The following is an 8,577-nucleotide window of genomic DNA, read 5'->3' as shown; positions in this document are numbered from 1 at the left end:
CAGCAGCACGCGCGCGGTTCGCTCATCCATCTCATCGAAGTTCATCTTGGTCACGGCCTGGTCCTCTCGTCCGTAGCTCGGCACGTGAGAGCTACGCCTGCTGTGTCCGGGTCGACTCAGGAGGGCTGTTAGGGCATTCTTGTATCACGATGATCATCGGACTCAGCAGGAGCACCGCGACGGTGGTCCTTAAGTAAAGGACCACGAATGACCCAGCAGACTGCGCCCATAGGCCCCAGCGACGAGCCGAAGAATCCATCTGCCCCGATGCGGGTGTCCCGCATCAAGGTGCGTAACTTCCGCCTACTGCGGACCGTGGATATTGACCTTGATAGCCGCACGACCGTGCTGGTTGGCCGAAACAACAGCGGCAAGACAACGCTCGCGGAGGCATTTACTCGCTTTCTGCAGCCGTTGACGTTGAACTTTACTGTGGCCGATTTTTCCGCCGAGAGCTACCCGGAGTTCCTGCAAGCGTGGAAGGCCTATGCCACAGGAGACGAAGAATCTGCGAGGCGTCTCCTGCCTGAGATCTCCCTCACCGTGCAGATCTCGTACTCAAAGGAGCTGCCGGAATACGGGCCTTTAGCTGCAGCTATCGTCGATCTCGACCCGGATTGCACAACAGCAATGATCCGCTTCAGCTACTCACTTGAAGGTGGGCGTCTATCGGACTTTTTTGAAGGGGTTGCAGGCGACCCGGACACTGGTGAGGAACCGGATCTTGAGCGCGTACTAGGCATCGTCGGAGACCGAGTTCAGGGAATGTTCGCACGGTCGATCAGCGCAATCGATCCAGGAGATGCCTCAAACACGCGCGACATCGCACTAGAAGCGATGCGGCGCATCCTCACCGTTCACTTCTTGAAAGCCCAACGTGGACTCGACGACGAAAAGGAACGCCCAAAAGACCTGATCGGCAGTGTCTTCCAGAACCTGTTTGACGCCGCCTCTAAAGCGAACGACGGAAGCACCCAGAAAGAAACCGCCGATGCGCTCACGGCAGCAGTTGCTGACATCGAGCAGAATCTAGGTACCAAAGTCAGCGAGATGGTGAAGGGAATCATCCCGGCACTTCGGAGCTTCGGATACCCCGGCCTCACTGATCCCGGCCTCAAAGCTGAAACAACTTTGGACATCGAACGCGTGCTGGGGAACCACACTAGCATTCGTTACGACGGTGTAGCCGGGGTGTCACTCCCTGAGTCCTACAGCGGACTGGGGTCTCGCAACCTCATCCTGATGTTGCTCACGCTTCTTAGCTACTACCGCGAGTATGCGACTAGGGGCAACATGCCTGGACTGCACCTGGTCTTCATCGAAGAGCCTGAAGCGCATCTTCATCCGCAGATGCAGGAGGTGTTCATCGCGCAGCTAGCTTCGGTTGCTGAGCTTTTCCCGACGCTGGATGATAAGAAGCAGCACTGGTGGCCTCAGTTCGCGGTCTCGACCCACTCGTCTCATGTCGCCAACCGTGCGGACTTCTCAAGCATCCGATATTTCCGTGTCGAGAACGACCCGAAAGGTGGCCCAGGACACCACGCCAATGTCCTCGACCTCGCCAACGCTGAAGGCATAAATAAGAAGTTCCTACACCAGTACCTGACCCTCACCCGCTCCGATCTCTTCTTCGCTGACAAAGCCATACTCGTGGAAGGCACAAGCGAACGGTTGATCGTTCCCGCGGCTGTCAGAAACACTAAGCATGAGCTCAGCAGCCAATACGTTGCGCTCATCGAAGTGGGCGGCGCATAGGCACACATCTTCTTCCCGCTCCTTGACTTCCTACGCATCCCAACTCTCATCATCACCGACATCGATGCAGTAGGCCCGTTCGAGGGCAAGAAGCGAAACGGAGCAAAGACAGTTCACGAAGGCACGTCAACAAGCAACGCAACCATCAAGAAGTGGTTCCCAGACCCCGAGGAGCAGAACCCAACTGCCTTGCTGGCCGCTGCGGAGACGGATGCCATCATCAGCGGCAACCGGTACCTTGCGTTCCAGGTCCCCGAGAGCGAGGGGGAAGCCTGCGGCCGCACTTTCGAAGACGCCTTCCTCCTCGCCAACCCCTCCGCTGAGGGGCTCACGCTCACGGGCGATATCAAACAGGACGAGGTCCGCGTCCGCGATGCTGTAGATGGCCTGAAGAAGAGCAACTTCGCTTTGCGATTCGCCGTTGATGAGGTCGGCTGGAAGACCCCTCGATACATCCAACGCGGACTTGACTGGCTACTCGGTAGCCCTCCTGGACATGAAGCCGCGGCCGAGACTCCAGGCGAGACCGGAGTGGTTGTTCGATGACCGCCCGGGATAGCACCGTGGCTGACAACGCCGAGAGGGCGAGCGAGGAAGCCCTCGCTGCTCTCTTCGCCGCCCTCGACGATCGTAGGAACTTCAAACTCGAAGCGGGCGCAGGAGCAGGCAAGACCTACTCGCTGATCCAAGCGCTCAGACGCATCCTGGAAAGCAAGTCCGTCTACCTTCCTCGCAGCGATCAACGAGTCGCTTGCTTGACCTACACCAAGGTCGCCCGCGACGAAATCAAAGCAAGAACCGACGAAGACCCCGCCATCTTCGCCGACACCCTTCACGGGTTCCTCTGGGAGATGATCAGTCCCTATCAGAAGGCACTCGCTGCGGCACTTCGGTCCTCGGAAAGCTGGCACGAGCGTCTCGCCGAGAATCCAGATATCAGCGGGCTGGCGATCGAATACGACCTAGGTATTCGTGGCCTTCATGAGGACCGAATCACGCTCCATCACAACGACATCCCTGAGTTCGCGATTCAGCTCTTCGGCAATGAGAAGTTCCGTTCGCTGATCACAGACCGGTTCCCCGTTATCTTCATCGACGAGTACCAGGACACCCCGTCTGGGCTTGCCGAAGCGGTTGTGTCCGGTCACGGAGAAGACCGCACAAGCCCTGTCGTGGGTTTCTTCGGCGACCACTGGCAACAGATTTACGACAGAACCTGTGGCTCGATCGAGCATTCTTCGCTCACGTCGATCCCCAAGAACGCTAACTTCCGATCAGACCGAACAGTCGTCGACTTCCTCAACAAGTTACGTCCGGAGCTTCCGCAGGCACCTCGGGTCGATGCCGACGAGGGCACAGTCACGGTCTACCACTCCAACACTTGGCCGGGCGCCCGTCTGGGCAGGAACTGGAAAGGGCAGATCTCTCAGGAAGCTACCCAGGCGTGTCTGGAATGGCTCCAACACGCGTCCCCAAGTAGCACATGGATCCAGAACTCAAAGGACCTGAAAGTCCTGATGCTCACACACGCGGCGATCGCGAACGAGTTGGGCTACGCCAGCCTTCCGGGTGTCTTCTCGTCCAACGACTCCTTCGCTAATAAGGAAGACCCAGTGATCGAGTTCTTTGTCGACACTGTGGAACCCGCTATGCAGGCGTTTTCCGAGCACAAGTACGGCGAGTTGTTCCGCCTCCTGGGACGCAAGAGGCCGGCACTCACCGCACCGAAGGATAAGTATCGCTGGTCCGAATACTTCAATTCGCTCATCTCGACCAGCAGTACGGGCACGATCGGTGATGTGCTGGACCTCTTGAACTCGCAGAATCTCTTCTCCGTGCCCACACGGGTAGTTAAGAGAGGACGCGATTTAGAAGAAGCACTACTGGCTCTCGGCCCTGGAGAGGAACTGGAAGAGCCACGAAAGCTGGTGGAGCATCGGTCACTACGATCCGTGCCGTATTCCGAAATACGTGCACTCCGCTTCTATTTGGAAGACAGCACCGTCTTCTCAACGAAACACTCTGTCAAAGGCGCAGAGTTTGACGACGTGATCGTCCTTGTTGGGCGCGGCTGGACTAAGTACGACTTCGCCAAGATGATCGCCGCCCACGCTCCGCAGAGCAAGCCAGAACTCAGGCAGGCGGGAAGCTTCCTACACTCACGCAACCTCTTCTACGTCTCCGCTTCGCGAGCAAAACACAACCTTGCACTGCTGTTCGTTCAAGAACTCAGCGACGACGCAGTCGCGGTTCTCGAGGATTGGGCTGGGCAAGAAAATGTGATCTCCATAGAGTTCGACGAGGCGGGCGTACCGCGATCGCTCACCGCGTAGGCACTGCCTTTAGAAGCGGGGGACGCAATGCAACCCCTTGCTGCTTCACGTAACGCCCAGCAGTTCCAGCAGAAGCAGGCAAGACCCCGCTCGCGTTCTTGACGATGCTTCGCGCAGAACACCTCGCGAAGGACCTACGAGAGACCGACATGACCGTCACAGCCGCGATGCAACGGGTCGGCTGGCGCTCCCGCAGTCACGCCACTCCCGCCTGTTCCGTCAGTACATTAGCGTCGCCCCTTGTCACTACCGACGAAGGCGCGCACCGGCCGCATGAGCGGGCGGCGCCTCGCTACCGCGCGATGCCGAGAAGATCCCTTGTATGCGTCCACACCGTCATCCGATGCACGTCGAATCGGCTACAGATGGAGATCACGTTCTCGCCGTTGGCGCGGGCAGTTCGGATAGCGTCTACTTGGCTCTCTTTCAGGGGTGTTCTAGCTCGTCTTCCGGGCTTCGCGACGACTCCCGGCTCGTTGTCGATGGCACCGTTCAGCGCATCATCGACACCGAGTTTCGCCTGATTCCACGCGGAACTCAGCCGTTTGAACCTCTGCCAGGTGTTCGGTTGGAGTCCACCCGCATCCACATTTTTCTCAGATCCCGTGTCCGGAAGGGCACGGGATCTTTGCTGGCTCTTCAGGATCCAGGGTGTAGGCGCGGCCTGAACCCGCCGGTCTCCAGGAGCGATCTGGCGATGTAGTTGGTGAGGTTGCGGAACCCGAGCGCGGAGCCGCGCAGGTGTTCGAGCCGTCCGTTGATCGCCTCGGTCGGGCCGTTGGATGTACCAGGACGATCGAAGTAGGCCAGCACGTCGGTGGCCCGCTTGGTCAGGGTCCGGACGAGCGTGATCACCTCGCTCAACGCACCCGGGACGCCGTGGCTGAGGGAGTGGATCAACCGCTGCATCAGCGCTCGGCCTCGGGCCCGGTCGGGTTCTCGGTAGGCGGCGATCATCCTCTGGTAGATCCCCCAGGTGGCCTCGACCTCGACGTGGGCGCCGGCCGTGAACAGCTTCTCCAGCCGGTCCCGCTGCTTGTCGGTGAGCAGGTCCGCTCCGGTGTGCAGGGTCCGGCGAGCCGAGTAGAGGGGATCGCCGGCCCGGCCGCGGTGGCCACGGGTGTCCTGCTGAACGCGGCGCCGGCACTGATCCAGGGCATCGCCGGCCAGGCGCACGACGTGGAAGGGATCCATGACCGCGGTCGCCTCGGGCAGCTCCTCGGTGGTGGCGGTCTTGAACCCGCTGAACCCGTCCATCGCGACTACTTCCACGCCCTGGCGCCAAGGGTTCTCGCGCTCGGCCAACCATGTCTTGAACGCCTGTTTGGAGCGGCCCTCGACCATGTCCAGCAGCCGGGCGGGACCCGTCCCGGCGCGAACCGGGGTGAGGTCGATGATGACGGTGACGTACTTGTCGCCGCGGCGGGTGTGGCGCCAGACGTGCTCGTCGACGTCGATGACCTTGACCCCGTCGAACCGGCCGGGGTCGTCGATGAGCACCCGCTTGCCCTCGGCCAGCACGGCGTCGTTGGCGGTGTTCCACGAGACTCCCAGGCCTTCGGCGACGCGGGCCACGGTCAGGTGCTGGCACACGATCCCTTCCAGCGCCCACCGCAGACCGCGACGGGAGAGCCTCGCCCGCGGCTCGGCCGCCTTGGTGGTGTCCTGGCGCCACACGTGTCCGCACCCGGTGCACCGGTAGCGGCGAACCGTGACCAGCAGCGTCGTAGGTCGCCAGCCCAGCGGCTCGTGCGCCAGGCGCCGCACCACGGTATCGCGGGGCGTGCCCTCGCAGCCGCAGCGTCGGCACCACTGGTCCGGTTCCAGGACCCGGCAGGCCAGGATCGCCTGCTCGGGCTCGAGGCGCTGACCGACGACGTCAAGACCGAGCTCGTCGAGACGGCAGAAGGTGGTCAAGTCAGGGCAGGCGAAGGTAGCGTCAGGCACGTCGAGGTCTTCCAGATGAGGCGTGTAGGAACCTTCATCTTCGGGAGGCCTCGACCCCTATCCGGCGACCGACGCGCCGACCCCAACTACACCCTGGATCCTGAAGAGCCCATTTGAGTTGAACCCGATCGCTCCCGGCCAGAATCCTTAGGCCGGGGGCGATTTCTTGTAGGCCTATTACTGTTCCTTCGGACGCTGCCGTTGCCACTTGTCGTAGTGGGATGAGCAGTACCCCCTGCCCTTGACCGGCTGATCGCACCCCGATGCAGGGCATGCATGGCTCACGGGTCCAAATTTCGAGGTCAAGGCCCCTCCCCTGACGAGCACGCGGCTACGGTGCAGTGCTTCGGAGGCCTCTTTGCAGGAGGAGCTGGAGCTGCCACCGTAACTAAACTGCTAGTCCGGATCGTTCACGACGCCGCGGAGTGATCGGCGCGTAGAAGCACGGAAGCGCCTGCACAGCAGGGGAAACTTGTGATTGCGATGTCCCAAGTTCTCCGCGTTGGAAGGCACTCCGTAGGTGAAGCGTACTTCGTGGAAGACGGGCCTGTCCGTGACGGCCGACGGTGTGGCGCACGCTGAAGTCGATGACGCCCGGTCGACGGAATAAGATCGCGGCCGCCCGTGCTCGGGTCCGGCGCCACGTGTGGGCCCAACTGCCCGGCGGCATCCCGGCCTCCAAGGTCGCCGGGACCGACCTCGCCGACGTCATCGTGCTAGAGATCGACGCCACGAGCGTGATCGCGCACAGCCAGAAGGAGAACGCGGCCGCCACGTTCAAACGGCCCTTCGGCTACCACCCGATCGGGGTTTGGTGCGACAACACCAGTGAGTTCCTCGCCGCCAAGCTGCAGGCAGGCAACGCCGACGTCGCCTCAAGATCCCGGAGTCATGGCCCTGGGCAACCGCCATCGTCGCGGCCTTCGCGAACATCGCCGCCATCCCGCAACCGGCCCGACCTGGCCCGTCCGCCCCCGACATCACCACCCGGAAACCGCAGCCCGGCAGCGCCAGCCGGCCCGTCGTCATACCCGCAATCACTCCGCACACGGGCGCACTCGACCACACCGCTTCGACACGATCCCGACCGCCGTCATGAAAGACCGGGGGCTAGCCCTGGGCCTCGCCGAGGCGCGCTTCGGGCGTGAGCTCGGCGCGGAGACCGCCGCCGGTCGCAGCCCGGGCAAGAGCGCGACCCAGTGCAGGTGCCTGCTTGAACAAATTGTGACCGGCCACGAAGAAGACAGAGTCTGCCTCCCACACGGCCACGCCGTCCTCACTCCACGGGAGGTCGGTCACCCAGCAGTGGAGGAAGTCGCGCGGCTCTGGGTGGAGACCGGGCAGCGCCCGTGTCACGTATTCGCGTGCGCGTTCGTCCAGCGATCGAATCGCCGCCGGGTCGATGAAAGTTCCGTCGTCGCGGACGCCGACGGTGTCGCTGAGTCCAACCGAATAGCTGCTGTTGCCCGGTAGCGGCGTCGCGTAGACGCCGACTTCGCCGAAGACGCCGCTGCTGTCCTGCAGGCACGCGACTCGTGCCGGGGCGGCGGCTTTCACGTCGAAGGTCAGCCGTACGTGTGCGGCGAGGCGAACCGGCAGCGACAGCCCGACGCTGCGTGCCAGGCGGGCGGTTTCGCGGCCGGCGCACACGACCACCTTGGAGTAGACAGCCCGGTCGGTGACGCTGCGCACCTCGACCGTCCCGTCGGCGAGGGGATCGATGGAGATGACCTCGCCGGTGGTGACCGCATCTGCGAGGGCACCCGTGAGTGCCTTGATCGCGGCGCGGGTGCGGATCGCGCCGCCCGACTCGTCGAGCACCGCTGGCCCCGAGTATCCAGCGAGCAGCGGCATCCGCTGGGCGACCTCGGCCGCGTCGATCTCGTGCGCTTCCACGCCGCCGACCTGGTCGAGCACCCGCAGCCGCGCCAGGGCGCTGTCTCCGATCGCCAGGACACCGTCTGATGAGACCAGCTCGACGTCGAAGTGTTCGGCCCACTCATCCCATACCCCGCGGCTTTCGCGCGCGAAAGCGACGAGTCGCGGGTCGTCGTGGGCATGCCGGAAGATCCGCGACTCGCCTGCGGACTGACCCGTCCCGGGCAGACCAGCCTCGTACAAGCGCACCGGTACGCCCTGCTCCCGCAGCGCGTACGCCGTCGACAGACCGACGATCCCGCCCCCGATCACTGCTACCTCGGGTGAACGCGTCGTGGCAACGCCGTCGTCAGTTCCTGTCATCGCGGTTCCTCGATCTGTTGGTGATTAGCGATAGGCCGCAAGAGAAGGGGCCGCTGCCCCGACGTCAGCGGGCTGTGTAAGCCCGAAGTCACCGCGCGCAGCGCCCCCTCCTCTCTGGGCCAGTACTCCCGGTCTGTGGTGTCAGGCGGGGAGCTTGGAGCCCAGGACGTCGAGCTTCTCGATCGTGGGCTCGCTGAACAGTTTGCCGGTCTGCTCGCCGAGAGCGGTCGCAACTGCGCCGGACAGGTGCGCGTCGCGGCCGGCGTCGTCGGGGAACACGTCGAAGATCCCGAAGGAGGAC

At 62.8% G+C, this 8,577-nt stretch carries 6 protein-coding genes and 1 pseudogene; 4 read left to right on the top strand and 3 right to left on the bottom strand.

The window, feature by feature from the left end; genetic code table 11:
• The first annotated feature begins 207 nt into the window (after positions 1–207).
• The 3 genes from D8M39_RS12100 (at position 208) to D8M39_RS12090 (ending at position 4,088) form a co-directional block, all read left to right on the top strand.
• Positions 208–1,755 carry an ATP-dependent endonuclease gene (locus D8M39_RS12100; RefSeq protein WP_126875097.1) on the top strand — a complete coding sequence of 516 codons (1,548 nt, stop codon included), beginning with the start codon at positions 208–210 and terminating at the stop codon, positions 1,753–1,755.
• A gap of 189 nt (positions 1,756–1,944) precedes the next feature.
• On the top strand, positions 1,945–2,301 hold the full coding sequence (locus D8M39_RS12095; protein WP_126875096.1) for a hypothetical protein: 357 nt from the start codon (positions 1,945–1,947) through the stop codon (positions 2,299–2,301).
• Between the two features lie 17 nt (positions 2,302–2,318).
• Complete coding sequence (locus D8M39_RS12090) at positions 2,319–4,088, top strand: UvrD-helicase domain-containing protein (protein ID WP_161971400.1); 1,770 nt, start codon at positions 2,319–2,321, stop codon at positions 4,086–4,088.
• A gap of 639 nt (positions 4,089–4,727) precedes the next feature.
• Here the strand turns inward: D8M39_RS12090 and D8M39_RS12085 are convergent.
• A complete protein-coding gene (locus D8M39_RS12085) occupies positions 4,728–6,035 on the bottom strand; it encodes an ISL3 family transposase (RefSeq protein ID WP_055086523.1) in 1,308 nt (435 codons plus the stop codon).
• Positions 6,036–6,622: 587 nt separating this feature from the next.
• On the opposite strand from D8M39_RS12085, the gene D8M39_RS13280 reads away from it, so the two are divergent.
• Positions 6,623–7,183 (top strand): transposase, encoded by a 561-nt coding sequence (locus D8M39_RS13280; RefSeq protein ID WP_126875094.1) that lies wholly within the window; start codon positions 6,623–6,625, stop codon positions 7,181–7,183.
• Here the strand turns inward: D8M39_RS13280 and D8M39_RS12075 are convergent.
• Together D8M39_RS12075 and D8M39_RS13275 are read right to left on the bottom strand one after the other, a co-directional pair.
• Positions 7,146–8,276, bottom strand: a complete 1,131-nt coding sequence (locus D8M39_RS12075) for an FAD-binding oxidoreductase (RefSeq protein ID WP_174233443.1) — start codon at positions 8,274–8,276, stop codon at positions 7,146–7,148. The two genes, D8M39_RS13280 and D8M39_RS12075, sit on opposite strands and share 38 nt — an antisense overlap.
• 141 nt (positions 8,277–8,417) lie before the next feature.
• Positions 8,418–8,577 (bottom strand): annotated as a pseudogene (locus D8M39_RS13275) (antibiotic biosynthesis monooxygenase); the annotation flags it as partial.

Origin of the sequence: Kocuria sp. HSID17590 (assembly GCF_003989485.1) — a bacterium.
Taxonomy (GTDB): domain Bacteria; phylum Actinomycetota; class Actinomycetes; order Actinomycetales; family Micrococcaceae; genus Kocuria; species Kocuria salsicia.
The sequence above is the reverse complement of the archived record's forward strand: the minus strand, read 5'-3'. Positions and strand labels throughout refer to the sequence as shown.